This window comes from Halopseudomonas pachastrellae, assembly GCF_900114765.1.
Classification (GTDB): Bacteria; Pseudomonadota; Gammaproteobacteria; order Pseudomonadales; family Pseudomonadaceae; genus Halopseudomonas; species Halopseudomonas pachastrellae.
The window spans coordinates 301757-326956 of record NZ_FOUD01000001.1 but is presented as its reverse complement, the minus strand read 5'-3'; the positions used below and the strand labels follow the sequence as shown (position 1 = coordinate 326956).

Here is a 25200-nt window from a genome sequence, read left to right as displayed (position 1 = left end):
CTGGGGTTATGGAACCGCTCGATGTATTCAAACAGATCAGCTCTTGCCTCGTCCCGCGTTCGGTAACGCCGATGGTGTACTCGCTCGCGTTTCAGTATGCCGAAGACCCCCTCACAGGCTGCGTTGTCTCCGCATTGGCTGATGGCCCAATTTTGCCAACGGCATGAGATCGCAGCTACTTTTTCAACAGAACCGGCCGAAAGCAGCCTCACCAGCGCGTATAAACGATCAGGGTCGATGGAAAGTTCTTTATCTCTCCGTCGGCAAAAGGGGGGGGCAGACTTGACATCGGGAAGGCCTGCACCGGCCTGCCTCTGGCAACGCTCAAGAATCGTTAATCAACTCATCCAGCCAAAGCCAACCAGCGCGCGGCGCGCATCATCCAGGTCAAAGCCGACCAGGCGCTCGGGTAATCGCATGCCGGCCAATCCGAGGGCAGCCTGCAGCAGGCAAAGCGTTCCGATACCGGGCTGGTCGTTACCCCCGCCGGCCTTGAACCCGGTGACAAGCTGACGCCACTGATGTTGTTCAATCCACGAGGACATCAGGTCAAGCCAGGAGGAGTCGTACAGCGACTTCAGGCGCTGGCCCCCGTCAACGCGATCCAGACACACCAGCAGCGTACCTCTCTCACGCCAGTCGCTCAGTGCCTGGCCGATACCGCTGTAGCCCGGCTCTTCAACGTTTGTCGCTAACCGCAGCTCGATACATTCGCCGGCGAAGTCACCAAACAGTTCTGCGGCAATGTGGTCCAGCGGTGAGCTGGCGCAGCGCTGCACCGATGCGCAAACGCCTCGGCTCGAAAGCCCTTCGGCCAGAGCTGACAAACGCTCGCCATCTGTGCCGCTGCCGATCAGTTGCAGCCTGTCATCCTGATCGGCAATCGTGATAAACAGCACCGCCTCCGGCGTTGCACCGGAGGCGAGCAACCGGGCCATCAAAGGCCCCCTGCCCGGATCTGCCTGCCGTTCTTCCCGGCAGGACAGAAACAGTACGGGCAGGGGCGGTCTTTGCGCTGACGCCACTAGCGACGCACCTTGCTGGCCGGTTCGCCACCAATGCCGAAGTGTGTCTTGGGCATTTCGCTGATGATCACCCGAACGCTCGGCAGGGGCGCATCCAGTGCCCGGACAATGGCCTCGCTCACTTCGCGAATCAGCGCTTCCTTTTGCTCGTCGCTACGACCTTCCAGCATATGAATCTGTGCAATCGGCATGGCATGCTCCTTAAATGAATCGGCAGGTGACGCTACCCAGCCCCTGGTAGCGCACGCTGATATTGTCGCCCGCTTCGACGGTAATGGCCGCGGTGATGCCGCCGGTCATGATGAAGCTGCCGGCCGGGATGTGTTCGCCACGCTCAGCCAGCAAATTGGCCAGCATGGCGACACTCGACGCCGGGTGGCCGAGGACCGCGGCGCCAGCACCAACATCAACCACTTCGCCGTTCTTCTCCACCACTACACCGAAGTTTTTCAGGTCAACGTCTTCGACATTGGCCATCATGCCACCGGTGATAAAGCGCGTTGACGAAGCGTTGTCGGCCACCACGCTGATCAGATCGAACTTGAAGTTCTCGTAGCGCGAGTCAATCACCTCGACCGTCGGCACCACATAATCGGTCGCTGCGAGTACATCGCCGATGTGGCAGCCCGGGCCCTTGAGCGGCGCCTTGGTCACAAAGGAAATTTCCGCCTCGATCTTCGGGTGGATCAGCTCGCTGGTGTCCACCACGCCACCGTCGGGCACACTGAAATAGTCGGCCAGGAAGCCGTAGATCGGGGTTTCCACGCCCATCTGCGCCATTTTTGCCCAGGAGGTCAGGCCCATCTTCAGGCCGACGACCTTGTTGCCGCGAGCCTCCTTGCGCCGGCGGATTTCCCACTGGATATCGTAGGCATCGGCGAAGGTCATCTGCGGGTAGTCGTTGGTGATCTTGTGGATGTCGTGCGCCTGCAGCTCGGCGTTCTCGATGTGCTCGGCCAGTGCCAGTACCTGCTCGGACGTCAGGGTGCGTTTCTGCTCTTTCATGCCGACTGCTCCTGTTTTTTCAGCAGATCCAGTGCTACATCCACGATCATGTCTTCCTGGCCGCCGACCATACGGCGCCGGCCCAGCTCGACCAGGATGTCGACCGTTTTCAGGCCGTATTTCTGCGCCGCCACCTCGGAGTGCCGCAGGAAGCTGGAGTAGACGCCGGCATAGCCCAGCGCCAGGGTTTCGCGGTCAACCCGCACCGGGCGATCCTGCAGCGGGCGGACGATGTCATCGGCGGCGTCCATCAGGGTGTAGAGGTCGGTACCGTGCTCCCAGCCGAGCCGTTCGGCGGCGGCGATGAACACTTCCAGCGGCGCGTTGCCGGCGCCGGCGCCCATGCCGGCCAGGCTGGCGTCGATGCGGTCACAGCCCTCTTCCACCGCGGCAATCGAGTTGGCGACCCCGAGGCTCAGGTTGTGGTGGGCGTGCATGCCGGTCTGGGTTTCCGGCTTGAGTACATCCTTCAGAGCGCGGAAGCGGTCACGGATATCCTGCATGCCCATGGCGCCGCCGGAGTCGACCACATACAGGCAGGTGGCACCGTAGTCCTCCATCAGCTTGGCCTGCTGCGCCAGGCCCTGCGGGGTCTGCATGTGGCTCATCATCAGAAAGCCGACGGTATCCATACCCAGCTTGCGGGCATGCTCAATGTGCTGTCTGGAGACATCGGCTTCGGTACAGTGCGTGGCCACCCGCACGATGCGTGCCCCGGCGCTGTAGGCGTTGTCCAGGTCATGGGTAGTACCGATGCCGGGCAGCAACAGGGTGGCGATTTGCGAGTGGGTGATCACTTCGGCCACCGCCTCGATCCACTCCAGATCAGTGTGGGCACCAAAGCCGTAGTTGAAGCTGGAGCCCTGCAGGCCGTCACCGTGGGCCACTTCGATGGAGTCGACCTTAGCCTTGTCCAGTGCGCGGGCGATGTCCTGCACATTCTTGATCGAATACTGGTGGCGAATCGCATGGCTGCCGTCACGCAGAGTGACGTCGGAGATATAGAGTTTCTTGCCGAGATTGAATGTCATGATCGTGTCCTCAGGCCAGGTTCATCGACTGCGCCATGCGCTCGGCGGTCGCCAGCGCCGCAGAGGTCATGATGTCGAGGTTTCCGGCGTAGGCCGGCAGGTAATGGGCGGCACCTTCGACTTCCAGAAAGATCGAGGTTTTCAGCCCGCTCAAGTGGCCAAGGCCCGGTACGTTCAGCGGCTGATCCGGCGGGATCACGTCGAATTGCACCTTTTGCTTGAGGCGGTAACCCGGCACGTAGCTGTTGACCGCCTGCACCATTTCCTCGACCGAGGCTTCAACGGCGGCCTGATCGGCCAGTTCGCTGAGCACATAGACGGTATCGCGCATAATCAGCGGCGGCTCGGCCGGGTTCATGATGATGATCGCCTTGCCACGACGGGCACCGCCGATCACTTCAATCGCCTTGGAGGTGGTCTCGGTGAATTCATCGATGTTGGCGCGGGTACCCGGCCCGGCGGACTTCGAGGAAATCGACGCAACGATTTCGCCATAGTGCACCTTGGCCACACGCGAGACCGCGGCCACCATCGGGATGGTCGCCTGACCGCCACAGGTGACCATGTTGACGTTGGTCTCGTTGATGTTCTGCTCCAGGTTCACGACCGGCACGCAGTAGGGGCCGATGGCCGCCGGGGTCAGATCGATAATGCGCAGGCCCGGCTTGTGACCGCGCAGCAGCACTTCGTTGTGCCTGTGGGCACCGGCCGAAGTGGCATCAAAGATAAAGTCGATGTCGGCAAACTCCGGCATCTTGACCAGCCCATCCACCCCTTCGTGGGTGGTGGCCACGCCCATGCGCGCAGCACGCGCCAGGCCATCGGATTCGGGGTCGATACCGACCATGGCACCCATGGCGATATGCTGGCTGTTGCGCAAAATCTTGATCATCAGGTCGGTGCCGATGTTACCCGAGCCGATGATCGCGGCTTTCAGTTTTTTGCTCATTGTCCTTTCCCTCTCTGGGAATAATCCGCTGTACAGGCGTGATCGCAGGGCCACGCCCGTCGAGTCACACGAAACGCACGCTGGCCGTACCCATACCGCCAATGCTGACCTGCATGAAGTCGCCGGCCTTGACCGGCTCAAGCGGCACCAGCGAGCCGGACAGGATGACCTCGCCGGCCTTCAGGGAAATGCCGAAGCGGCCCAGGGTGTTGGCCAGCCAGGCAACGCAGTTGACCGGTGAGCCCAGCGCTGCGGCGCCTGCGCCGGTGCTGATGATCTGGCCGTTCTTTTCCACCACCATGCCGCAGGTCACCAGATCGACCTTGCGCGGCGATACCGCCTGATCACCCAGCACGAACAGCCCGCAGGAGGCATTGTCGGCGACCGTGTCCTGAATCGCGATCTTCCAGTCCTGGATACGCGAATCGACGATCTCGAAGCACGGCATCACGCATTCGGTTGCCGCCAGCACATCGGCGTTGGTGACCCCGGGGCCGGTCAGGTCGCGCTTGAGAATGAAGGCAATCTCGCCTTCGGCGCGCGGCTGCATCAACTTCTCGCTGATCGGCATGGCTTCACCGCTGTTGTAGACCATGGCGTCGGTCAGGTAGCCGAAATCGGGCTGGTGCACATTGAGCATGTTCTGCACCGCCTTGCTGGTGACGCCGATCTTCTTGCCGATCACCCGCTCACCGGCGTCCAGTCGGTTCTGCAGCATGCGCAGCGAGATGTGATAGGCATCGTCGATGCTAATATCAAAGCCACGGCTGGTCAGCGGGCTGACCGCCTCGCGCTTGAGCATTGCCTGGTACAGCTCGTCGCCAAGCTGGTTGATCTGAGTCTGATCCATGATCAGTTCGCTCCTGAAGCGCTGTCGGCTTCGCTGAGAAAATCTTCTACCAGCCGCGCAAAGCGACCGGCATGTTCGATCTGGGTCCAGTGGCCGCAATGGCCATAGACATGCAACTGGGCATTGGGAATCAGCTGCGCCAGCTGCAGTGAGGCCTGCAACGGGATGACCTGATCCTCGCGCCCGTGGATAACCAGCGTCTCGTGTTGCACGGCGCGGATATCCGCCTCGTTGCTGGCAAGGCCGTCCACCCAGCGCTGACGTGGCGCCGGGAACATCTGCGCAAAGGATTCCTGGAACCCGGGGCGGATACTGGCCTGGTAACGCAGCTCGGCCAGTTCGTCGGTGACCAGCGTGCGGTCGTAGGCAAAGGTATCCATAAGGCTGCGCATGGTCTGGAAGGACGGCTCATAGCCCCAGACCCGATCCAGCCCGTCGGTAATCGGGAAGCTCACGCCAACGCTGCCCATCAGCACCAGCCGGCGCACTCGCTGCGGATAGCGAATGGCGAGCGCCAGCGCGATACCGCCGCCAAAAGAGTTGCCCACCAGATCAGCCTGTTCGATGCCCAGTGCATCGAGCACGCCGATGGCATGCTCGACCCAGACATCGCGCTGATAATCCGGGTTGGCCGGGCGCTCGCTGTAACCGAAGCCCAGCATGTCGGGGGCAATGACCCGGCGCTGTTTGGCCAGCTCGGGCATCACCAGACGCCAGTTGGCCCAGGCGGTGACGCCCGGCCCGGAACCGTGAATCAGCATCAGCGGGAAGCCTTTGCCATGCTCATGCACATTGGTCTGGTAACCGCCAGCGATGATGCTGCGGCCCAACTCGGGACTCTCTACTGCCACATTCATAAGCACCTCACAGCTTCACGCAGATGTTTTTCATTTCGGTGTAGAACTCGAGCGAATGCACCCCGCCCTCACGCCCGATGCCCGACTGTTTGCTGCCACCAAAGGCTGTACGCAGATCGCGCAGGAACCAGCTGTTGACCCAGATGATGCCGGCCTCCAGCTGACCGGCGACCCGGTGCGCGCGGGTGACGTTTTCGGTCCAGACGGCCGAGGCCAGGCCGTAGGGCAGGCTGTTGGCCAGAGCCACGGCTTCTTCTTCGCTGTCAAACGGGCGGATATGGCAACAGGGGCCGAAGATCTCTTCGGTTACCACGGCCGAGTCATCCTTCAGGTCGGTCCAAATAGTCGGCTGCACCCAGGCGCCGTGGGCCAGCTCTGCCGGCATGTCCGGCACACCGCCGCCGGTAATCACGGTGGCCCCGTCCTCAACGGCTTTCTGGTAGTAGGACAGCACCTTCTCACGGTGCTTAAGGCTGATCAGCGGACCAAAATTGCTGGTGGCATCGTCCGGCGGGCCCAGCACTAGCTGCTCGGCACCGGCTTTCAGGCGCGCGACAAACTCGTCGAAGATCGGCCGCTGAACGTAGACACGCTCGGTGCCCAGACACACCTGACCGCAGTTGGCAAAGGCCGAGCGCAGCGTGCCCTCGATCGCCTTGTCCATATCGCAGTCGGCAAACACGATGCCGGCATTCTTACCACCCAGCTCAAGGGACACCTGACGCACGCCGTTGGCGGCTGCCTTCATGATGGTTTCGCCGGTGCCGGTCTCACCGGTGAAGGTGTAGGCATCCACATCCGGATGCTCGGTCAAGAAGGCGCCGGCCGAGTTGCCACCAAAACCGTGGACCACGTTGTAGACCCCATCGGGCACCCCGGCCTGCTGCATGACCTCGCCCAGCAGCGCAGTGGTGGTCGGCGTTTCCTCGGAGGGTTTGACCACCACGGTATTACCGCAGGCCAATGCCGGGCCGACCTTCCAGGTCATCAGCAGCAGCGGCAGGTTCCAAGGACTGATCACACCGATCACGCCCTTGGGCCGGCGAACCGCGTAGTTGAGCGCACCAGCACCGTCCGGCGTTGCCATCTCGAATGCCTCGGCGGCAACATTCTTGATCAGGTCGGCGAATACCTTGAAGTTGGCGGCGCCACGCGGAATGTCGATATGGCTGGCCAACGAACGCGGCTTGCCGGTGTCCAGACATTCGGCTTCGAGGAACTCATCAAAGCGCGCGGTGATGCCATCGGCAACCCGGTGCAGGATGGCCGTGCGCTCCTCGACCGACATCTTTCCCCAAGGCCCTTTCAGCGCCGCCCGCGCTGCGCGCACGGCGGCATCAACTTCCTCGCGCCCGGCTTCGTGCACCTTGCTGAGCACTCTGCCGTTGGCCGGGTTAATATTGTCGAACAGCCGACCGCTGGCCGAGCCGACGTACGCGCCGTTGATGTAATGCTTGATTTCTTTCATGGCTAAACAGCTCCCGCCAAAATAGGTAAGGTCAGGTCAGTACGGTGAGAAAACGCTCATTGAGCTGACGGTCGTGGTAGAAAATCGCCTTGCCTAGGTCCGCAGCGGCCCAGGTAACCGGTTTGTGGTCCGGGTAGTTGTAGTCGCCACCGCAGAACACCTCATTACGGTTACCGGAGGGGTCGAAGAAGTAGATGGTCTTGCCGTGGGTCAGACCATGGCGGGTAGGGCCGATATCGATCGAGGTATCGGTCATGCTGATCAGGTCGGCGGCGCGCAGCACGTCTTCCCAGGTTTCGAGGAAGAACGAGGCGTGATGAAACTTGCCCTTTTCGGGGTGCATGATGAAAGCCACGTCATGCGCTTTGGTCGAGATGCTGAGGAACTGGGCGATGCGGTCGCCGTTTTCGTCCAGCACCTGCTCGGCCAGGTAAAACCCGAGCACATTGACGAACAGATCGTAGGTGGCCGCCAGCTCATCGCCATACATCAGGCAGTGGTCGAAACGCACCGCGCGCATGCCCTTGAGGTCCATTGGCCAGGCCTCCGGGTTAACCTCGGTGACGCCCCACTTGCCGGTGTATTCCTTCTCGGCATAGAGCTCAAAGGTGTGCCCGCTGGGAGCGACAAAGCGGATGCGGCGGCCACAGCCGCGCAGCTCGCCGGCCGGAATATGCTCTACTGGGCAGCCCCAGGCGAGCAGGTCCTGCTCCAGCTGCACCAGCGTTGCCTCGTCCACCACCTTGAAGCCCATGAAATCCATGCCGGGCTCATCGGACGGATTGAGCACCAGCGAGAATTTGTCGACCTCGGTCCAGGCTTTCAGGTAAATCCGGCCCTGTTCGTCGCGGTCGGTTTCAATCAGGCCGACCAGGTCGCGATAGTGTTTCAGGGCGGCTTCGGCATCCAGTACCCGGATCTGCACGTGACCGGGACGCATCAAACCTTTTCTCATCACATCACCTCATTGGAATTGTTGTTGGTGCCTGCCAGCTCGGGTGCTGGCCGATATTCAAAGCTCAGGTCACTGCGCGGATAGACCCGACAGGCCAGTACCCGTCCGCAGCGGCGCGATGCCTCGTCTACGTGTTTTTTGCTCATGGGCCCGCAGCTGAACTCGCCGCTGATCACATGGACCTTGCACAGACCGCAGCCACCGCCGCGGCAGCCCACCGGAATGCAGCGCTTGCCGGCCAGCTCCATCGCCTTGAGCAGCGAGTTATCGCTTGCGCAGTTGAAGCGCAGGCCTCTGACCAGCTCGGTCATTTCGAATGTGTCAGTCATCGTTGTTATTCTCGACTGCCGTTCGTTTGCTCACGCCAAGGCCCTGTCACCCGCCGCTGCGGCAATGCGCAACCGAGGGCTGGCCTTCGCGTCCCGGATTCAGATCCGCTTGAATAGCGCGGAGCGCTGGGTGTCCTCTGCGCCGTCGGCGGCGGTGTAGAAACGCTCCATAAAAATGTCGCGCTCAAACAGCCGGCCCTGCATCAGGGCGGTAATCGCCGCATCGATCATCGGCGGCGGTCCGCACAGGTAGGCCTTGTGACCGGCAAAGCGGCCGTCAAAGTGCGCCTTGGCAGCGTCGTGCACATAGCCACGGAAACCCTGCCACTCGCTGTCATCGGCGGCCTGGCTGAGCGCCGGTACATAGGTGAAATTGGCGTGGCTGGCAGCCAGTTGCTCGAACAGCTCGGCGTTATAGAGCTCGCTGCGGTTGCGTGCGCCCTGAAACAGGGTGATTTGGCGGCTGTCGCCCTGTTCCAGCAGGTCGAGAATCATCGACTGCGGGCTGGACAGCCCCGAGCCGCCGGCAATAAAGATGAGATCGCCCTGCTGCGAGTTGCGTACAAAGAACATGCCGTAGGGTCCGGACAGCGACAGCTGATCACCCACCTTCAGTTGCTGATGGATGTAGCCGGTGGCTGCGCCACCTTCGACCAACCGCACATGCAGCTCGACCTCGTCCGGCCGGCTCGGCGGATTGGCCAGCGAGAACGCACGGCTGCCCTCAATGCCCGGCAGTTCCAGGTTGATGTACTGGCCAGCCTGAAACTGCATCGCACGATCCAGCTTCAGGCGCACGCCCAAAATGGTCGGTGACAGTGGCAGCAGTTCGCTGACCGTGGCCTGGTAGTCCTCTACCGAATAGCCCTCGAAGTCCTCATCCACATCGATATCGGCTTCAATGGTCACATCGCTCTGCACCGTGGCGCAGCAGGCCAGCACCTTGCCTTCGTCGCGCTCGACATCCATCAGCGCGAACGGCGAGGCCTCGCCGATATCCACGTCGCCCTCCAGCACCTGCACCTTGCAGGTCGCGCAGGTGCCGTGGCCGCAGGCAAACGGCAGCCAGACGCCCTGACGCAGCGCGGCCTGGAGGATGGTCTGGTCTTGCTCGACTTCGATCTGTTCGCCGGTCGGCTCAATCGTGACTGTGTAGCTCATGACCGCCTCCTCAGACTACGCCGCCGGCGATACCGTCAAGGCCGGGCACGCGCAAGGTCAGCATCGCTTTGTGCGTCACCCCATTCTGCGCCAGGCTGAGCGCAGGGTCCGGACTGAACGGCTGGTGGTTGAGCTGCCACTGGGCCTGGCCAAAGTCCAGGCCGGCGGCCTGCGGGTGGGCGGCAATGGCCGGGCGCACAACCTCCTCGCAGAACTCGCCCATGCTCATCTCGGGCGACGCTAGAAAGGAAAACGGCGAACAGAACAGCAGATGGTTCGGCCAGTACAGATAGACCAGTTGCATGCCATTGAAGTTGGCCTGCAGGTCACGCGGCTCTGCGGTGTATTGATAAAGGGCTTTAACGCTCATGGAGATCACCTTGTTCTTGTTGTCGCCCCGACCTGTCGGTCGGGGACGGGTGTTGTGAAAGCTCAGGCGGCGTCCCGGGAGTCGTCATCGCCCCCGAGCGGCCGATTGCCCTTGATCGCCTGCCAGCGCTGGTGATCCGGCGACCCCACGTAGTCGAAATTGTCCTGGCCGATATTGATGTGGTAGTACTTCGAGACCACGGTCTCGACGTCTGCACCCTCGCAATTGCCCTGATAGATCTGGTGCACAGGCAACCAGGACTGGATGTACTTCTCGGGCTCGTGCTTGAAAATGTCGCAGCAGCCATCCGAGCAGAAGTGATAACGCTCGCCCTCGTGCTCGAGTGTGCGCAGGCTCAGCTGGGTCGGATCGCCATGCTCGGTGAACAGGGCCGGCACCTGACACACCTGGCACAGCTGCGGCAGGGTGTTGTTGTAGAAACGCTCACCCTTGTCCCGCATCTTCTGCCAGTGCTCGAAACGCGGGCGGTAGTACTTGTCGAAGGTGTCCGGGTACTGCTCGGACAGCCAGTCCATTTCCGCTGCACTGGGCAGCCAGGTATGGAAGTTGGTGGCGTGGCTGTACTGATAGAAGGTCGACCACAGCTGATGGCTGATGTGGTTCTTGCCGTCGTTGGCCACGTCCTGATACTTGGGCGGGCGAATGCCGTAACGCTCCAGATCCTTGAACAGGGCGCCGCCGTTCTGCTCGTAATAGACCTCCCACGCATCCTTCCAAGACATCACCTTGTTGGGCAGCATGTAGTCCATCATCATGCTGACCAGGCTCAGCAGGCGGTAACCGCGCCAGAACCACTTGTCGATCCAGTGCTGCACGATCGGCACGTTGTCTTCGTGCTGTTCGAGCATGAACTTGATGACCTCAAGGCCCAGGGTCATGTGACGGGCTTCGTCCGATTGCGCCGAGAAGCCGAAGGTCACGGTGGCCATATCGCCGTTGTAAGCCGCGCCGGACATGAACGGCACGAACAGCAGGTTGGTCAGCACATATTCGAACGAGAACGAAATGGCCGTCAGAAACTCGAACGGGCCAGCCGAGCGTGCGTCGTCAAAGAACGACTTGGGCACCGACAGGAACCAGACCCGGTCGTGCATGTGGGCAAAATCGTGCAGGCCGTTGAAGTGCTTGTTGTAGTGACTCATGGCGTGCAGCTGCGTCTGCACGTGACGCAGCTCGTCAATCGACTGCATCTGGCAGGCTACCCGCGCACCGGCACCGCTGAAATGCCGGCCAACCTTGGCGTAGCCCTGAAACGCGCCGTATTCCAGCGGCGAAACACCGGTCAGAAACAGCTTGAGGGCGTTGACGTAGCGCGCATCGGAAATATTCTGGTGGCCGTTGTTCTGGGCGAAGGCGTCAAAGATGGCGTACAGCTTCTTCTCTTTCTCGGCCTGATACTTCCAGTAGGCATCCATGGTCAGGCGGAAGGGGTCTTCCCACTTGTCCCAGTCGGTGATCTTGATCCCCTCGAAGCGCTCGTAGGGAAAGATGTCTTCCTTCTTCTGGTAGCTCGGTTCCCAGGCCATGTCGCGAGTCAGGTACTGGTACTTGTCTTTGAGGCTGAGCTTCTTGTTCTTGGTAGCCATGAGGGGTCTCCTAGTTTTTCCACTCGAGGATGAAGTGGTCATCATCCTCATCCACGTTGCCGCCGATGCTGATCACGTCCAGGAGCATCTCCTGCACGTCCCACTCACGGCCGATCTTTTCCTCAACCGTGGCACGGTTGATTACCAGGCGCTTTTCAGCCTGGATGCGGATCATGGCCGGGTGGTACTGCACTTCGGCGTGAGGGTTGTCTTCGGCCATCGCCTCTACCAGATAGCGGGCGTTGTCGTTGTCCTGAAAAACGATGAAGGCGAGCTGGCTCATGCGGCGACCTCCTCGGCGACCAGGCCGAGCTTCTTCAGCCGCTGGTCGAATTGGCCAACCACCTCGTCCAGCGCTGCGACACTGACGCTGGCGTTGGCGAGCGGCTGCAGGGCACCGATGACCCGCGGCTGCCAGTGAGCAATCCAGCGCTGCAACTGCTCGGCATTGGCATCACTTTCCGCGCGCACGGTCTTGAGCATGGCGTCGACCCAGCGGCAGGATTCGGCGTACCAGTCACGCATGAACTCGGTGAGCATCGAGACATCCTCGGCCCCCTGCTCCGCCAGCCATTGATCGAACTTGTGATACATCAGCGGGTACAGCAGGCCATCGATCAGCAGGTTCTGCAGTACGGTCAGCTCGAACCAGTCCTTGACCACCAAACTGTCCTCAACCAGCTTGCGCAGCGGCTGCCAGAGAGCGTCTTCCATCCAGTAGGTCTTCGAGCGATCCAGTGCCTCGCCGGTGCTGCCATCGATCAGCAGGGCAATGCGCGACAGGTACTGGCCCATGCCCAGGCGGTCCATGGCCTGATAGATGTGCAGCTGGGTCACGGTACCGGCCACCGCATCGCCAGCGATGCTGCTGTTGTTCATGTTGGCGCCCAGCTCCATATGGCGCAGCGGCACCAGCAGACGCAGCAGGGTTTCCTGCAGCGCCTCAGGCATGCGGGTCAGTAGATTGCGCTTGTCGCAGAAGCTGAAGCTGTGCTCGGCGGCTTCCTGCATCTTGGCGCGGTTCTGCACGTAGGCACCGTAAAAGAACTGGCGCGGATCGCTTACCGCGTACCAGTCGGGCATGCGGATGGCGGTGCGGGTCGGGTCATTCAGACCGTGCTCGGCGTCCCACAGGGGGCGGTAATGAAAGTTGGTGGCCGCCTCGATATCGTAGCTGGCTTCCTGATAGCGCGAGGCAGGCTTGTCGCCAAAGCGGCGCTTGATGTTGCTGTAGGTGTGCCGAATCGGCTCCACCGAGTTGGTTTTGATTTCAATGCTCATGACAACCGTACCGTTTTGTTTTTGTGGGGGTGTGTCGGATCGGAATCAGCGCTGGCCTTTCTCGCCGAAGCGCCACTTCACCATGTCCTCGTCAACCTGACGGGCCATGGCCTCATCCATGTGAACAACCTTGTTGTGTTTGCAGAACTGAACGAAAGCGTCTTTCGGAAGCACCAGTTCGACGAACAGATCGGGGTGACCGATGGCAAAATCGAACTCGACAAAGCGGGCGTCCGGTTCGCTGCGTACCCGAATCCAGCGGGTCATCTGGTCAAAGCTTTGGGCGGTCTGGCTCATAGGGCTTCACCGTGCTTGTTGTTGTGAGCAGACCTACAGCAACGGCTATGCCAGCCAGCGAGAACGGAGCGAAATAAGACCTCAAATAATTGATATTTAAGACTTTTTATTTTTACGCATTGATAAGCCGCATCCCCGTAAGCGCTCGGCGGCGGAGGGAATCACGGGGGGAATTTGATGATTTGATGAAACAGCGCTGCGCATGTCAGCAAATGCTCACCCAGCGCGACGCCCCCTTGGCCAATTAATCATCTGGTTGATTTTTAACCGCAGACAGCGTCAAGATGCCGAGACACTCAGCGCGTCACAGCATGTTGTGAGACAGCGCAAACCGCCCAACAAAAACAACAGGGGCTAATGCATCATGGCGACCAGCTACAAGCCGCACCTGCAGTATTCGGACTATCACGATCTGACCGAGCAGATCCGTTTTCAGAGCACTGACGGCAAAATCTGGTTTGCCGAACAGCGCATGCTGCTGATGCAGGTGTCCGCCATGGCCACCTTCCGGCGTGAGCTGGTAAACACCCTCGGTATCGAGCGCGCCAAGGGCTTCTTTCTGCGCATGGGCTACCAGTCGGGACTCAAGGATGCCGAGCTGGCTCGCAAACTCAGGCCACACAACAACGAGCTCGATATCTTCCTCGTCGGTCCGCAGCTGCATTCACTCAAGGGCATGGTCAAGGTCAAGCCAATCCAGATTGATCTTGACCACCAGAAGGGCCATTTCTATGGCGAACTGGAGTGGGTAGACTCGTTCGAGGTCGAGATTTGCCAGACGGAATTGGGGCTGATGCATGAACCTGCCTGCTGGTCGTTGCTGGGCTATGCCTGTGCCTACAGCTCCTCATTCATGCGGCGTGAAATCATCTACCGCGAAGTCAGCTGCCGCGGTTGCGGCGATGAGCGCTGCCTAATCGTCGGCAAGCCGGCGGAGGAATGGGATGACGCGGAGCATTTCAAAAGCTACTTCAAGGAAGACCCCATTATCGAGGAGCTGTACGACCTGCAATCGCGGCTGAGTTCGCTGCAAAACGACCTGGATCAGCAGGAAGGTCAGTACTACGGCATTGGCCAGTCGGGCGCCTACAAAAAGGTCTGCAAAACCATCGACAAGGCCGCTAAGGGCAAGGTCTCGGTGCTGTTGCTGGGCGAGACCGGCGTTGGCAAGGAGGTGATTGCCCGCAGTGTGCATCAGCGCAGCGAGCGCGCCGACAAGCCGTTCGTGGCCGTCAACTGCGCCGCGATCCCGCCCGACCTGATCGAGGCAGAACTGTTCGGCGTTGAGAAAGGCGCCTACACCGGGGCTCACCAGGCGCGTGCAGGCCGTTTTGAACGGGCCAATGGCGGAACCATCTTTCTTGACGAGGTGATCGAACTGCCGCCAAGAGCCCAGGCCACCCTGCTGCGCGTGCTGCAGGAAGGCGAGCTGGAGCGGGTGGGTGATTCGCATACCCGCAAGATCGATGTGCGGGTGATTGCCGCCACCAACGAAAGCCTGGCCGATGCCGTCGAAAAGGGACGCTTCCGAGCTGACCTGTACTACCGCCTGAATGTGTTCCCGGTTCAGATTCCGCCACTGCGGGAGCGGCAGGAGGACATTCCGCTGCTGGCCGAGCACTTCCTGCGCAAGTCGCACCATGCCTACCAGAAGCGCACCCTGGGGCTGTCGGACAAGGCGCTGGAGCTATGCCTGAACTACCACTGGCCAGGCAATATCCGCGAACTGGAAAACGTCATCGAACGCGGCGTGATTCTGACCGACAGCAACGAGAGCATCAGCCAGGACGCGCTGTTCGCAGTCAGCCCGGAGATTATCGAGACATCCTGCGATGACCGTCTGAACGATTTCGGCACCATCGTCCATGGCAGCGACATCGCCACCGGAGGCGACTGGGTATCGCAGATTCTGACCTCTGGCGTCAGCCTGGAAGAGGTCGAAAACAGCCTCATGCGTCGCGCCATGGATGACGCCGGCCAAAACGTATCCGAGGCCGCCAGGAGGCTCGGGCTGACACGCCCGGCGCTGGCATATCGGCTGAAGAAGTCCGGCATTCTGGAAGCGAGCGAACAGCACTAGCCCCGCAGCGGCCACCCGCCCGAATAGCTCCTTGCACCGGGCAAGGAGCGCCCTCTCACCCGTCAGAGCAGCCCAGTCCGAACCCGCGCTTTACCAAATCAGCAAGCCCCGCCTGCACTTTTATCAATTGATCAAATTACCCTGCCCGAAACGCAGCTGCATTACCGCAAAAAAACCACCACCCGATAAAAAACCGTTATCAATCAGTCAGTTGTAATTATACGGAAACGCTGGCACAGCGCTTGCTACCGAGCTTTTGTCGCTCCGTGAATAAAAATAAAACCCTGATTGGTGACATACCATGTTTAACATACCAACACCTCTCCGAGGTGCGCCGGGTCGTCGGCATCTGCTTGCCGGACTGGCTTGCTCAATGTTCCTGACCGGCTGCGAGGCGCCGCTGAATCTGGACGCAGTAGACCGCCAGCACAGCGAAGCCCTGCAACGCACCGACTTCTACCAGGCCATGGCCAGCAATGGTGAAACCACCCTCATCGTCGGTAACGATGGCGTGGTGCTGCGCAGCAGTGATCAGGGCACCAGCTGGCAACGCCAGCCGCTACCGACCAGCATGAGTCTGGTCGATCTGGATGTGTGTCCGGACCGCAGTTTCATCGCCCTGAGTTTCGACAACCAGCTCTGGCACGGCAGCCCGGATGCCAGCCAGTGGCGCAGCCACTCACTGCCCAGCAGCGAGCAGATGATGGCCACCGCCTGTGCGCCGGACGGCAGCTGGTGGACGGTCGGCAGTTTCAGCACCCTGCAGCACAGTGCAGACCAGGGCGCCAGCTGGAACGAATCCAGTCTGGATGAGGATGCCATTCTCACCACCCTGCAGTTCATCGACGCCGAGCACGCCGTGGTAACCGGCGAATACGGGCTGGTCTATCAAAGCCGCGACGCCGGGATCAGCTGGGAGCCGGCCGGCAGCCTGCCTGACGAGTTCTACCCCCACGCCAGCTTCTTCCGCGACCTCAATGAAGGCTGGGTTGGTGGCTTGAACGGCTTTATCTGGCACACCCGCGATGCCGGAGAAACCTGGCGCAAGCAGCCCAGCGGCACCGAAGCGCCGATCTTCGGCTTTGTCAGTGATGGCAACGCACTCTATGCCCTCGGCGAAAACACCACCGTACTCAGCCTGCACGGCAGCCGCTGGCAGCCGCTGGCCACGCCCAATCAGCCCCTGTATCTGCGTGCCGGTCTGCTCGTGCCCGAGCAGCATCTGCTGGCGGCCGGCGGGCGCGGCACGCTGCTGAATATTCAACTCCCAAAGGCCCTGGCGGCCAGCGCTGACTGAGGAACCGACATGTCTGGATTACATCGTTTTACCCATGCCATGCACGGTCTTGAGGTGTGGATGTTCAACAATCCACGCAAGGTGCTGGCCGCCATCGCCCTGCTGACCCTGCTGTTTGCGCTGCGCATACCGGGGCTGAAAATCTATACCGACTTTGCCGATCTGCTGCCGCAGAAACACCCCTATATCGAGCTGCACAACAGCATCAAGGACAGCTTCGGCGGTGCCAACGTGCTGGTCGTGGGAGTTGCCTTCGACAACGGTGACATTTTCTCCAACGCCAACCTGGCCACCATTGACCGGGTCACCCAGGCCGTCGACAACCTGCCCGGCGTCAACCACAACCTGGTGACCAGCGTCACCCACCGCAACTCGCGCAAGATCTGGCTGACCGAGGTGGGCTCGATCAACTCCGAGCCCTACTTTGACCCGCAAAACGGCAACTACAGCGATGAGCAACTGGCGCAGATGCGCGCGGATGTAGCCGCCAACCCGCGCATCTACGGCCCGCTGGTGTCCTCCGACTTCAAGATGGCGCTGGTCAAGGCGCAACTGATCGAAGGCCAGCTCGACTACGCCGCCACCTTCGCCCAGTTGCAGGCCCTGCGCGAGGCGGAAAGCGGCAATGGCGTCACCCTGTATGCCACCGGCCAGCCGGTGCTGGTGGGCTGGGCCTACACCTACATGGACCAGATTCTGCAGATCTTCATCTTTACCGTGCTGATCATGCTGTCGCTGCTGGTATTCCATTTCCGCAAGGCCTACGGGGTGCTGATTCCCCTCGGCGGCGTGCTGATCTCGACCATCTGGGGCCTGGGCATCATCAGCCTGCTGGGCTTCAACCTGGATCCGCTGGGGCTGGTTATTCCCTTCCTGATTGCCGCGCGGGCGATGAGCCACGGGGTGCAACTGGTCGAGCGCTACTACGCCGAGGTGCGTGTCCTTGGCAACGGCCCGAAAGCGGCCAGGGCGACCTTTGACAGCCTGTTCCGCCCGGGCTCGCTTGGCGTGGTCTCCGACGCTGTAGGCCTGTCGCTGATCGCCATCGGCTCCATTGCCCTGAATACCAAGCTGGGCGTGTATGCCTCGCTGTGGGCGATGACCGTCATCCTGACCGTGCTGATTGGCGTACCACTGCTGCTGTCGATCCTGCCGACGCCGAAAAACCCCGAGATCAAGGAAACCTTCCTGCGCCATATCGGCGCCACCTGCGCCCGCACCGTCAGCCGTCCGGGCGCGGCGCGGGTCGTGCTTGGCGCTGCCGCGCTGACCATTGCCCTGGGTCTGGTCGCCGCCTCCCAGGTGCGTATCGGCGACTCGGAACCGGGTTCACCCATCCTCTACCCCGACCACGACTACAACCTGTCGTCCAAGGAAGTGAATGACCGCTTCCCCGGCTCAGAAGAGCTGTACATCATCGCCGAACACGCCGAGAAAGGCGGGCTGAAAAAGCCCGAGGTACTGCGCGCCCTGCAGGACTTGCAGGCGCACATGCTGGCCGATCCGGCGGTCGGTGGCAGCAAGGGTTTGCCGGACCTGATCAAGCAGGTCAACCGGCTGATGCACAACGACGATCCACGCTGGTTCCAGATCCCCCATGAAGCGGACTACGTCGGCGGCCTGATGTTTACCTATATGGCGTCGAGCCCGATTCCCGGGGCGTTGAACGAGTTCAACGATACCGACGATCGCATCGCCAACCTGGTGTTCTACTACAAGGATCGCCAAGGCGAGACCATCCGTCGTGCCATTCACATGGCGCGCGAATGGATCGCCGAACACGACGGCCAGGTTGAAGGCCTGACCATCCGGCTGGCCGGCGGCACCCTCGGCGTTGCCGCGGCCATGAACGAGTCGGCCTTCGAAACCAATCTGGTCGTGCTGCCGCTGGTTTTTCTGCTGATCTTCGCCTTCGTGATGCTGTTCTACACCTCCTGGCACGCCGGGCTGATGATGCTGCTGGCGATGACCTTCGCGACCACCCTTACCTACGCCTACATGGGCCTGGCCGGACTCAACATCGACATCAACACAGTGCCGGTCATCGCCGTCGGCATTGGTGTGGGCATCGACTACTCAATCTACATGATGGACCGCATCCGCGAGGAAATGGCCAAGAGCGGCAGGCTGGTCGATGCCGTTCGCCAGGCGATCGCCACCACCGGCATGGCCATCAGTTTCACCGCCGTCACCCTGATGGCCGGCATCGTCATGTGGGTGTTGCTGTCGGACCTTCGCTTCCAGTCCGACGCGGCAATGCTGCTGTGCGTGATGATCGTCATCAACGGTCTGGCCGCCATGCTGCTGGTGCCCTCCTGGGTGCTGGTGATGCGCCCGCGCTTCATCACCGATGTCTACGCCGACGAGGATGGCATCCTGCATGCCGATCGCCCGGCAGCCAGTGCCCCGCAGCCTGTCGGGGCGCTGATAACGGGGCAAGGTTGAGCTCGACTCGTCCTGCCCTACCCCACTGAAATGAGGAACTGCCAATGCAAACAAAAATAAAAGGCCTCGGACGCTGGAGCCTCGCTCTGGCGAGCGGCACCGGGCTGCTGCTGAGCCCGCTTAGCGCCGCGATTGCCAGTGAGGAAACGGAGATCACCGGCTTCTATGAAAACGCTACCTATGTGCGCGACTCCGTCGGTCTGTCGAAATTTCGCAACACGGTGCAGATTAACGCTGAACGCGAGTTCGGCGAACTCGGCATCTTCAGCAACGTTTCCTGGAACGGCGTATTTCGTGGCAGCTACGACGGGGTCTACGACCTCAACAGCAACGAATACGGCCGCAGAGCCGGCGGCAGCATTCGTCTGGAGAACACCAGCGGCTTAGGCGGCAGCACCAGTGTCCCCCACGGTGGCGGTCTGCAATTGCCCAACACCTTCAATCTGGCCGATCACCCCAACAAGGGCATGATTGTGCTCGGCGAGAACCTGCACAGCACCAACGGCGGCGTCGCCTTCGGCGTGCCGGTGCGGCCTTGTGATGTCGATAGCCGCGGTTGTATCAACGGCTATCTGGACCAGGACACCAACGAACTGCGCTTCTCCGAGTTCAATGACCGGCTCGACTTCATCCGCGAACTGTATGTCGACTTCGACTACAGCTTCGACAACGGCCACATCCTCAGCACCCGCCTGGGCAAGCAGCAGGTCGTCTGGGGCCGCACCGACCTGTTCCGGGTGCTGGACGTCATCAACCCGGTCGACTTCTCGCGCAATAATATTTACGACGAGCTGGAAGACATCCGCATCCCGATGTGGATCCTCAAATCCGACTACCGCATGGGCGCTGGCGACATCTTCGACGACCTGAACGTATCCTTCGTCTGGAACTTCGACCGCTTCCGCCCGCACAACATCGGCCAATGCGGCTCGCCCAACGTGATTCTCGACGCGGGTTGCTTCTTCCGCGGCATGAACACACTCTGGGAGTACGGCGGCACCGTCGCTAATTTCGCCAACGGTAACATTGCCACCGACTTCGGCCCCGGCCAGATCGGCATCCGCAAAGCCCACATGCCCGCGTGGAGTTTGTCCAACACCCAGTTCGGTATCAAGCTTGAGGGTGTGTACCGCGACGTTGGCTTCTCGCTCAATGCACTCACCTACCGCAGCCAGTTGCCTTCGCTGCGCGGCGGTATCCCGGCGCAAAATGCATTCACCGGCGTCACCGGAATCTGGCCATCCCTCATCGCATTCGATATCCACTTCCCCCGCGTCAACCTGATCGGCGGCTCGCTGGACTACTACGCCCAGGGTCTGGATACCGTGTTCCGCGTCGAACTCGCTCACACCGAAGGCGAAGAGTTCGCCAACACCATCCAGACCAGACTGTTCTCGGAGAGCAACGTCACGCGCTATGTGGTCGGTGCCGACAAGAACATCTTCATACCATGGCTTAACAGCCGCCGCGCCTTCCTGTTCTCGGGCCAGATCTTCGGCCAGCACATTCACGAGTACCAGAGTGAGCAGCGTCTCCTGGGCCGGGTAGGCATACCGGACTGGAAGGCCAACTGGACCGGCACCCTGCTGGTCAAGGGCTGGTGGATGAATGACCGGCTTAGCCCGCAACTACTGGCTGCGCATGACTTCCGCGCCGGTGCCACCACCATCGCACCAAGCATCGAATGGCTGGTCAGCGACAACCTGCGCGTCATCGGTGGTGCAAACCTGAAAGTCGGCAGCGGTGCCAACAAGTTCGATGACTGCCGCACCTGTAACCCCTGGGACCCGTTCACCGCCGGGTACACGGGCCACCCCGAAGGTTTCAGCCTGGGCTTGACCGGCTATGAGCCGTTGGGTCGCTTCCGCGCCGGCCCACTGGGCATGGCCAAAAACCAGGACGAACTGCAACTGACCGTCCGCTACAGCTTCTGATTCGGAGAACAACATGAACAACAACAAGCACACCCGTATCCTGGCCAGTGTACTGACGGCACTGGCGATGGCCTGCACCGCGCAGGCCCAGGCCGATGTCGTCGACAACAGCTTCTATCCCTATCGTGAGTCCGCGCCCAGCGCACCGGGGCTCACCACCGGCATGACCATCAATCAGGCCAACGTTGCCCAGTTCCGGGACATCATCGACCCGGCGTTCTACAACTTCATCGAACAGGGCTGGGTTGAAATCAAGGTCGGCGAGACCACCTCCTTCGACCTTCATCCCAACTACGTGGAAGCCAGCCGGGCGGGTCTCGGCAACGTCAGTCTGGGCGCCAAGCCCGGCGAGCTGAATGGCTGGCAGGCCGGACGGCCATTCCCGGAAGATCCGGATGTCAACGATCCGCGTGCCGGCGAGAAACTCGCCTGGAACTACAAGTACGGCTACAACTGGGGCGACAGTGCCGCCATCTCCCCGTTCTACTGGAAGTATCGGGACATGAACACCGACAAGGTTGAGCGCACCATCAAGTTCAACTTTCACTTCCTGAACTTCACCGGCCGGGTCAATCAGGAGCCGCTGCCGGCGATCACGCCCAACCCGTCGGAGCTGTTCCGCGGTATCTACGTGCAGGTGCTCGAGCCGCATGATGTGCGTAATACCCAGCTGCTCATCCACCGTGCCATGGACGACCTCAAGCGCGACAACTCCTGGCTGTATCTGGGCTTTCAGCGCCGCGTACGCCGCTTGGCCACCGGTCAGGTCACCGACGCCTTCCTTGGTTCAGATCTGATGATCGAAGACTTCGAGGGCTACAACGGCCGTATTTCCGACATGAACTGGGCCTACAAGGGCACCCGTTACATGCTCATGCCTTTCTACAACCACAACGAGCTGCAACTCGATACCGAAACCCATCAGGACAGCGACGGTTATCAGGTAGTAGCGTTCTCCGGCAAGGGCGGTTGCTTCCCGAACATCACTTGGCAGCTGCGCAAGGTCTACGAAGTGGAGGCCACCCCGGTCGACGGCAGCCACCCGCTGTCCCGCCGCGTGCACTTCATGGATGCCCAGACCTTTACCATCCCGCGCACCGTGGCCTATGACCGCAAGGGCAGCATGTGGAAAACCTTCACCATCGGCCAGGCCCACCCGGACCACCACCTGCCTGCCAACCAGGGCAGTGGCGTATCCATTGACGACAGCTTCAGCATGATCGACGTACAGGCCATGCACTGCACCACCGGCCAATTCAAGGGCCAGGTCGACCCCAGCCTGAGCACCCCGGACATGTTCAGCGTTCAGCACATGCGCGCCACCGGGAACTGATCAGCAACACCGACACTGCTCCGTATTAAGCCCGCGCAATGCGGGCTTTTTTTTGTTTTCGAGGACTCAGAGGGAAGCAGATCTCACTTGGCGAGGTACAGAACCTGCATTAGTAACAACCCATCTCACCTGTCGGCTGGACTGGTACTGCTAAATCCGTGGCAGCCACTGACCTGCGGGGAAAACCTCGTCTCGGGTTTACCCTGCGGGCCAGGCCCAGCGCTGCGACCTAGGGCATCCATCGCGGAGTGAGTGATGCGCAACGGATGCTGCAGCGCTCCTAGGTGCCACTTGAACCGGGTGGAGCGGCATTCGAAATTGAACTGAATCTTCCCTGGTTTCCTAATCACCAGATGACCGCTTTTGGCCGATTCTGTTGAAAAACTCGGTTCAACGAGAGTAACGACCTGTTCAGCCGTTGCCGCCTGAGCGGTTATCGCGGCATCAAGTAGCCTTAAGGTTGAGTGGTTGGGTACCTCGTCCTCCAAGCCCAATCGGCAGAGCCAGCGATAGGCCGGATTCAAATGCACTTGTTCACACAGTCTGCGCTCGCAACGAATGCCGTAGCAGTAGCCGACGATGAGCATCCGCACCATCAACTCAGGATCAACCGAGGGTCGCCCAATGGGGCTATAGAAATCCGCGAGGTAGGAACCTAGATCTGAGAAATCCAGGCACTGGTCGATGCTGCGAAACAGGTGCTGAGCCAGGACGTGGTCTTCCAGGTTGAACGAGTAGAACAGCTGATGCTGTCCTCCCGGTAACTGCCCCATCATGCTGCTTACTCCCGCATTGGCTGATGGCCCAATTTTGCCAACGGCATGAGATCGCAGCTACTTTTTCAACAGAATCGGCCAAAAGCGGACGATTGGCTGGCAGGTAGGCATAGCTATGCTTCTAGGCCTTGGGGAAATAACTCGGGGTTTGAGAAAGCCTGCTTAAGATGGTCGTACACCAATCGAACCCGCTTCGATACAGGGCCCTGCTGCGGGCGGTATATGAACAGATCCCATGTCGCTGGAGCGAGATCAGCCAAAACAGAAACCAGCTTTCCTGACCGCAGATGGGGCTCAGCCAGATAGGCAGGAATTTGGCCAAAGCACATGCCTGCCAGGGTGGCTTCCAATTCCGTGTCAGGATCATCACAGATAAGAGCTGGCTGCCTGGGCGTGAATGTTTGCCCGTCGGCAAATAGCCAAGGCCAAGGGCGACCATTTTTCTGGTCGATCAGGACTGAAAGTGGCAGCTGAGCCAAGGCATCCAGAGATCTAGGTATTGTCTTTTGCTCTATTAGCGCCGGGCTTCCAACAACATAAAACGGCACAGGAGCTAAGGCCCGTGCGACGTAGCGCCGGTCGCGAATAACACCCACCCTGATACCAATATCGATATGCGACTCAACGGCATCGGTCATCTGATCTTCCAGGCGGAGATCGAATTGCAGGTCTGGATGTGCTGCGGCCAAGGGCTGAAGAAACGGTATTAGGAAACGCCTGCCAATAGCATGTGGCGCCGTGATCCCCACCCTCCCTGACAGCTCAGGCTCCATCCTGTGCGACCGGAATAGCGTATCGAAATGCTCCAGAGCTGATCTGGCATCTTTGGCGTAATCCTGACCGAAAGCAGTGATGCTCACCTGGCGGGTATTACGGTGAAACAGCGATTCGCCAAGCTCCGCTTCCAGGGCTTGAATGGCTCGGGTAACCCCTTGCGGGGAGATACCTAATCGGGTTGCGGCTTCGCGGAAGCTACCTGCCTCTGCTGCTGTGCAAAAAATCCTGACCATCTCCATGCGGTTAAGCATGTTGCCCCCCTATTTGTTCCATATTCAGGAATAGCTTAATCCAATCATTTCCATTTATTGAGATCAATCATGGATCTAAGATTTGTTCACTGCCAGGTTAACCAGCCATGGCGAAATACAAACCCGCCTGTGAGGTTCTCAACATGAGCAATAACATTTCTGGAAAAGTTGTCGTTATCACCGGCGCCAGCAGTGGCTTGGGTGAAGCGACTGCACGCCACCTTGCTGCGCTTGGCGCGCGCGTAGTGCTGGCCGCACGCCGCAAAGATAAACTCGACGCATTGGTGACTGAGCTGACCAATGCAGGTGGTCAGGCAATCGCGTATCAGACCGATGTCACCTCTCAGGAAGAGGTCAAAACGCTCATTCAAGGTGCCGTGGACACCTACGGGCGCATTGATGTACTGGTCAACAATGCCGGGCTGATGGCGATTGCACCGCTCAGCGATGCTCGCACTGACGAGTGGGATCGCATGATCGACATCAACATCAAGGGGCTGCTGTACGGAGTCGCGGCTGCATTGCCGGTCTTCGAGAAACAAAACAGTGGCCACTTCATCAACATCGCATCGGTTGCAGGCCTGAAGGTATTCAGCCCTGGCGGCACGGTGTACAGCGGCACCAAGTTTGCTGTGCGGGCCATCTCCGAAGGACTGCGTCACGAAGTCGGTGGCAGCATTCGCACCACGACTATCGAACCGGGTGCCGTGGACTCCGAGTTGAAACTCGGCAGCTCCCACCAACAGAGCCGCGATTTCGTGGTGGACTTCTACAAGCACGCAATCCCCGCTCAATCCGTCGCTCGGGCTATCGCCTTCGCAATTGAGCAGCCTGCTGACGTGGATATTAACGAGATCGTTCTGCGCCCAACCGTGCAGGAATTCTAATGAGTTGGGGGCTTGTCGCTTCGGCGTCAGGCCCCGCTTATATCGAGTGAAAATCTGTGTGAATCGCCCCCTGGTTCTGTAGTGTCAATGGCCATTAACAAGCGCTGAATTACCCCAGCTCAGCCGCTCTGGCGAACGTAGCCATCTGGGTCAGGCGATCCATTAAAAACTCTCTGTTTCAAGTATTACGTCATCGTAGACATTTATCCGCTACCAACCAATGATTAAATTTTCC

At 60.3% G+C, this 25200-nt stretch carries 23 protein-coding genes and 2 pseudogenes; 6 read left to right on the top strand and 19 right to left on the bottom strand.

Features of this window, described 5'->3' with window-relative positions:
- From BM116_RS01650 to BM116_RS01570, 17 genes and pseudogenes are all read right to left on the bottom strand, one after another.
- A pseudogene (locus BM116_RS01650) lies at window positions 1-146 on the bottom strand (IS3 family transposase); the annotation flags it as partial.
- Between the two features lie 192 nt (window positions 147-338).
- A complete protein-coding gene (locus BM116_RS01645; RefSeq protein ID WP_083727616.1) occupies window positions 339-938 on the bottom strand; it encodes a hypothetical protein in 600 nt (199 codons plus the stop codon).
- Window positions 939-1024: 86 nt separating this feature from the next.
- Window positions 1025-1216, bottom strand: a complete 192-nt coding sequence (locus tag BM116_RS01640) for a 2-hydroxymuconate tautomerase (RefSeq protein ID WP_083727618.1) — start codon at window positions 1214-1216, stop codon at window positions 1025-1027.
- Window positions 1217-1226: 10 nt separating this feature from the next.
- Window positions 1227-2030 carry a 2-oxo-3-hexenedioate decarboxylase gene (gene dmpH, locus BM116_RS01635; RefSeq protein WP_083727620.1) on the bottom strand — a complete coding sequence of 268 codons (804 nt, stop codon included), beginning with the start codon at window positions 2028-2030 and terminating at the stop codon, window positions 1227-1229.
- Entirely contained in the window at window positions 2027-3061 is a 1035-nt protein-coding gene (gene dmpG, locus BM116_RS01630) for a 4-hydroxy-2-oxovalerate aldolase (protein ID WP_083727622.1), read from the bottom strand. The genes dmpH and dmpG overlap by 4 nt, the downstream gene beginning before the upstream one ends.
- Window positions 3062-3071: 10 nt before the next feature.
- On the bottom strand, window positions 3072-4010 hold the full coding sequence (locus BM116_RS01625) for an acetaldehyde dehydrogenase (acetylating) (protein WP_083727624.1): 939 nt from the start codon (window positions 4008-4010) through the stop codon (window positions 3072-3074).
- A 64-nt stretch (window positions 4011-4074) separates the two neighbouring features.
- Window positions 4075-4860, bottom strand: coding sequence for a 2-oxopent-4-enoate hydratase (gene dmpE / locus BM116_RS01620; protein ID WP_083727626.1), 786 nt, complete (start codon window positions 4858-4860; stop codon window positions 4075-4077).
- Between the two features lie 2 nt (window positions 4861-4862).
- Window positions 4863-5717, bottom strand: a complete 855-nt coding sequence (locus BM116_RS01615) for an alpha/beta fold hydrolase (RefSeq protein WP_083727628.1) — start codon at window positions 5715-5717, stop codon at window positions 4863-4865.
- 7 nt (window positions 5718-5724) lie between these two features.
- The gene (locus BM116_RS01610) at window positions 5725-7185 is read right to left on the bottom strand and encodes a 2-hydroxymuconic semialdehyde dehydrogenase (RefSeq protein ID WP_083727630.1); all 1461 of its coding nucleotides are present in this window, start codon (window positions 7183-7185) and stop codon (window positions 5725-5727) included.
- Window positions 7186-7216: 31 nt separating this feature from the next.
- Window positions 7217-8140 carry a catechol 2,3-dioxygenase gene (locus BM116_RS01605; RefSeq protein WP_083727632.1) on the bottom strand — a complete coding sequence of 308 codons (924 nt, stop codon included), beginning with the start codon at window positions 8138-8140 and terminating at the stop codon, window positions 7217-7219.
- Window positions 8140-8469: a 2Fe-2S iron-sulfur cluster-binding protein gene (locus tag BM116_RS01600; protein ID WP_083727634.1), complete on the bottom strand. Its 330-nt coding sequence runs from the start codon at window positions 8467-8469 to the stop codon at window positions 8140-8142. Before BM116_RS01600 ends, BM116_RS01605 begins: the two co-directional genes overlap by 1 nt.
- 99 nt (window positions 8470-8568) lie before the next feature.
- Window positions 8569-9630, bottom strand: coding sequence for an NADH:ubiquinone reductase (Na(+)-transporting) subunit F (locus BM116_RS01595; RefSeq protein ID WP_083727636.1), 1062 nt, complete (start codon window positions 9628-9630; stop codon window positions 8569-8571).
- Between the two features lie 10 nt (window positions 9631-9640).
- Window positions 9641-10000, bottom strand: coding sequence for a phenol hydroxylase subunit P4 (locus BM116_RS01590; protein ID WP_083727638.1), 360 nt, complete (start codon window positions 9998-10000; stop codon window positions 9641-9643).
- 62 nt (window positions 10001-10062) lie between these two features.
- Complete coding sequence (locus tag BM116_RS01585) at window positions 10063-11607, bottom strand: aromatic/alkene/methane monooxygenase hydroxylase/oxygenase subunit alpha (protein WP_083727640.1); 1545 nt, start codon at window positions 11605-11607, stop codon at window positions 10063-10065.
- A 10-nt stretch (window positions 11608-11617) separates the two neighbouring features.
- Entirely contained in the window at window positions 11618-11890 is a 273-nt protein-coding gene (locus BM116_RS01580) for an MmoB/DmpM family protein (protein ID WP_083727642.1), read from the bottom strand.
- Complete coding sequence (locus BM116_RS01575; protein ID WP_083727644.1) at window positions 11887-12888, bottom strand: aromatic/alkene monooxygenase hydroxylase subunit beta; 1002 nt, start codon at window positions 12886-12888, stop codon at window positions 11887-11889. The genes BM116_RS01580 and BM116_RS01575 overlap by 4 nt, the downstream gene beginning before the upstream one ends.
- A gap of 45 nt (window positions 12889-12933) precedes the next feature.
- Entirely contained in the window at window positions 12934-13185 is a 252-nt protein-coding gene (locus BM116_RS01570) for a phenol hydroxylase subunit (protein ID WP_083727646.1), read from the bottom strand.
- Window positions 13186-13549: 364 nt separating this feature from the next.
- On the opposite strand from BM116_RS01570, the gene BM116_RS01565 reads away from it, so the two are divergent.
- From BM116_RS01565 to BM116_RS01545, 5 genes are all read left to right on the top strand, one after another.
- Window positions 13550-15265 carry a sigma-54-dependent Fis family transcriptional regulator gene (locus BM116_RS01565; protein ID WP_083727648.1) on the top strand — a complete coding sequence of 572 codons (1716 nt, stop codon included), beginning with the start codon at window positions 13550-13552 and terminating at the stop codon, window positions 15263-15265.
- Window positions 15266-15638: 373 nt separating this feature from the next.
- Complete coding sequence (locus tag BM116_RS01560) at window positions 15639-16562, top strand: WD40/YVTN/BNR-like repeat-containing protein (RefSeq protein WP_211276282.1); 924 nt, start codon at window positions 15639-15641, stop codon at window positions 16560-16562.
- Window positions 16563-16571: 9 nt separating this feature from the next.
- Window positions 16572-19007: an efflux RND transporter permease subunit gene (locus BM116_RS01555; protein WP_083727652.1), complete on the top strand. Its 2436-nt coding sequence runs from the start codon at window positions 16572-16574 to the stop codon at window positions 19005-19007.
- 44 nt (window positions 19008-19051) lie between these two features.
- On the top strand, window positions 19052-20941 hold the full coding sequence (locus BM116_RS01550) for a DUF1302 family protein (RefSeq protein WP_083727654.1): 1890 nt from the start codon (window positions 19052-19054) through the stop codon (window positions 20939-20941).
- 13 nt (window positions 20942-20954) lie between these two features.
- Window positions 20955-22274, top strand: a complete 1320-nt coding sequence (locus tag BM116_RS01545; RefSeq protein ID WP_083727656.1) for a DUF1329 domain-containing protein — start codon at window positions 20955-20957, stop codon at window positions 22272-22274.
- A gap of 458 nt (window positions 22275-22732) precedes the next feature.
- On the opposite strand, the pseudogene BM116_RS01540 reads toward BM116_RS01545, so the two are convergent.
- Window positions 22733-23050: pseudogene (locus BM116_RS01540) on the bottom strand (transposase); the annotation flags it as partial.
- Window positions 23051-23163: 113 nt separating this feature from the next.
- Window positions 23164-24078, bottom strand: coding sequence for a LysR family transcriptional regulator (locus BM116_RS01535; protein WP_083727658.1), 915 nt, complete (start codon window positions 24076-24078; stop codon window positions 23164-23166).
- A gap of 143 nt (window positions 24079-24221) precedes the next feature.
- On the opposite strand from BM116_RS01535, the gene BM116_RS01530 reads away from it, so the two are divergent.
- A complete protein-coding gene (locus tag BM116_RS01530; protein ID WP_083727742.1) occupies window positions 24222-24965 on the top strand; it encodes an SDR family oxidoreductase in 744 nt (247 codons plus the stop codon).
- Window positions 24966-25200 lie beyond the last annotated feature (235 nt).

Bases quoted from the DNA above. Each gene is read 5' to 3' on its own strand.
- BM116_RS01645 (WP_083727616.1), bottom strand. From the start codon at position 938: ATGGCCCGGTTGCTCGCCTCCGGTGCAACGCCGGAGGCGGTGCTGTTT.
- BM116_RS01640 (WP_083727618.1), bottom strand. From the start codon at position 1,216: ATGCCGATTGCACAGATTCATATGCTGGAAGGTCGTAGCGACGAGCAA.
- dmpH (WP_083727620.1), bottom strand. From the start codon at position 2,030: ATGAAAGAGCAGAAACGCACCCTGACGTCCGAGCAGGTACTGGCACTG.
- dmpG (WP_083727622.1), bottom strand. From the start codon at position 3,061: ATGACATTCAATCTCGGCAAGAAACTCTATATCTCCGACGTCACTCTG.
- BM116_RS01625 (WP_083727624.1), bottom strand. From the start codon at position 4,010: ATGAGCAAAAAACTGAAAGCCGCGATCATCGGCTCGGGTAACATCGGC.
- dmpE (WP_083727626.1), bottom strand. From the start codon at position 4,860: ATGGATCAGACTCAGATCAACCAGCTTGGCGACGAGCTGTACCAGGCA.
- BM116_RS01615 (WP_083727628.1), bottom strand. From the start codon at position 5,717: ATGAATGTGGCAGTAGAGAGTCCCGAGTTGGGCCGCAGCATCATCGCT.
- BM116_RS01610 (WP_083727630.1), bottom strand. From the start codon at position 7,185: ATGAAAGAAATCAAGCATTACATCAACGGCGCGTACGTCGGCTCGGCC.
- BM116_RS01605 (WP_083727632.1), bottom strand. From the start codon at position 8,140: ATGAGAAAAGGTTTGATGCGTCCCGGTCACGTGCAGATCCGGGTACTG.
- BM116_RS01600 (WP_083727634.1), bottom strand. From the start codon at position 8,469: ATGACTGACACATTCGAAATGACCGAGCTGGTCAGAGGCCTGCGCTTC.
- BM116_RS01595 (WP_083727636.1), bottom strand. From the start codon at position 9,630: ATGAGCTACACAGTCACGATTGAGCCGACCGGCGAACAGATCGAAGTC.
- BM116_RS01590 (WP_083727638.1), bottom strand. From the start codon at position 10,000: ATGAGCGTTAAAGCCCTTTATCAATACACCGCAGAGCCGCGTGACCTG.
- BM116_RS01585 (WP_083727640.1), bottom strand. From the start codon at position 11,607: ATGGCTACCAAGAACAAGAAGCTCAGCCTCAAAGACAAGTACCAGTAC.
- BM116_RS01580 (WP_083727642.1), bottom strand. From the start codon at position 11,890: ATGAGCCAGCTCGCCTTCATCGTTTTTCAGGACAACGACAACGCCCGC.
- BM116_RS01575 (WP_083727644.1), bottom strand. From the start codon at position 12,888: ATGAGCATTGAAATCAAAACCAACTCGGTGGAGCCGATTCGGCACACC.
- BM116_RS01570 (WP_083727646.1), bottom strand. From the start codon at position 13,185: ATGAGCCAGACCGCCCAAAGCTTTGACCAGATGACCCGCTGGATTCGG.
- BM116_RS01565 (WP_083727648.1), top strand. From the start codon at position 13,550: ATGGCGACCAGCTACAAGCCGCACCTGCAGTATTCGGACTATCACGAT.
- BM116_RS01560 (WP_211276282.1), top strand. From the start codon at position 15,639: ATGTTCCTGACCGGCTGCGAGGCGCCGCTGAATCTGGACGCAGTAGAC.
- BM116_RS01555 (WP_083727652.1), top strand. From the start codon at position 16,572: ATGTCTGGATTACATCGTTTTACCCATGCCATGCACGGTCTTGAGGTG.
- BM116_RS01550 (WP_083727654.1), top strand. From the start codon at position 19,052: ATGCAAACAAAAATAAAAGGCCTCGGACGCTGGAGCCTCGCTCTGGCG.
- BM116_RS01545 (WP_083727656.1), top strand. From the start codon at position 20,955: ATGAACAACAACAAGCACACCCGTATCCTGGCCAGTGTACTGACGGCA.
- BM116_RS01535 (WP_083727658.1), bottom strand. From the start codon at position 24,078: ATGCTTAACCGCATGGAGATGGTCAGGATTTTTTGCACAGCAGCAGAG.
- BM116_RS01530 (WP_083727742.1), top strand. From the start codon at position 24,222: ATGAGCAATAACATTTCTGGAAAAGTTGTCGTTATCACCGGCGCCAGC.